This is a genomic window from Agrobacterium sp. LY4 (assembly GCF_001526585.1).
In the GTDB taxonomy this organism is placed as follows: Bacteria; Pseudomonadota; Alphaproteobacteria; order Rhizobiales; family Rhizobiaceae; genus Agrobacterium; species Agrobacterium leguminum.
Window position 1 is genome coordinate 1 of record NZ_ASYA01000041.1, and the last position, 731, is coordinate 731.

The window sequence follows — 731 nt, forward strand, 5'->3', positions numbered from 1 at the left end:
GTCCATGACGTTGAAACGGGTGGCGCGTCCGGTCGCGGCGATCCCCATGAAGGGACCCAGATGCCTGCCGTGATAGGTCTTGTAATTGCTGACGAGATCGCCTTCGGCAATCTGGAAATGCACCTCGGCATTCCAGTCCGGGAAAGCGGCGCGGAACGTCCGGTAGATTTGGCGGGTGCCATTGCGGTCCGGCGGAAAGCCACCGAAGGGCGTGTGATCCACATAGTTTTGTGCGAACAACCGTTCGAACAGATCGAAGTCGCCATCGCGCTGCACGCCTTCAAGTAACTGACGGATGACGGTCTTGTTGGCGCCAGGATCGTCCTGCACGGCAGCCACTGCGGGAACCGGAAGTGCTGTAGCGATCAGGCCGGCGATCAGGGTGCGGCGGCCGATGTCCACATTGTCGATGGCTTGCGCTTTGTTAGTCGAGAGCGTCATGGCCGTTCACTCCGGTTCGGTTTCGATGGTGTGAATATCGCTTGCAATTTCCCTTTCGATTAGCGGTAATCTACTATCATTGGTTTCAATGAATGCTTGAAGGTTGATATGGAAACACTGGCCAACCTGGAATCCTTCGTTCGCAGCGCCGAGCTTGGCGGTTTTTCCGCAGCGGCGCGGCGCTTGGGACTGACGCCCGCGGCGGTCAGCCGCAACGTCGCGGCGCTGGAGGGAAATCTCGGCGTTCGCCTGTTCCAGCGCTCGACGCGCTCCCTGACATTGACGGAGCC

At 59.4% G+C, this 731-nt stretch carries 2 protein-coding genes; one reads left to right on the forward strand and one right to left on the reverse strand.

Annotation, left to right across the window (positions count from 1 at the left end; translation table 11 throughout):
- Positions 1-441: ester cyclase (locus tag L904_RS22015; RefSeq protein ID WP_059762681.1), on the reverse strand; the 441-nt coding region annotated here is incomplete at its 3' end.
- A gap of 108 nt (positions 442-549) precedes the next feature.
- Here L904_RS22015 and L904_RS22020 point away from each other — a divergent pair.
- Positions 550-731: LysR family transcriptional regulator (locus L904_RS22020; RefSeq protein ID WP_156428585.1), on the forward strand; the 182-nt coding region annotated here is incomplete at its 3' end.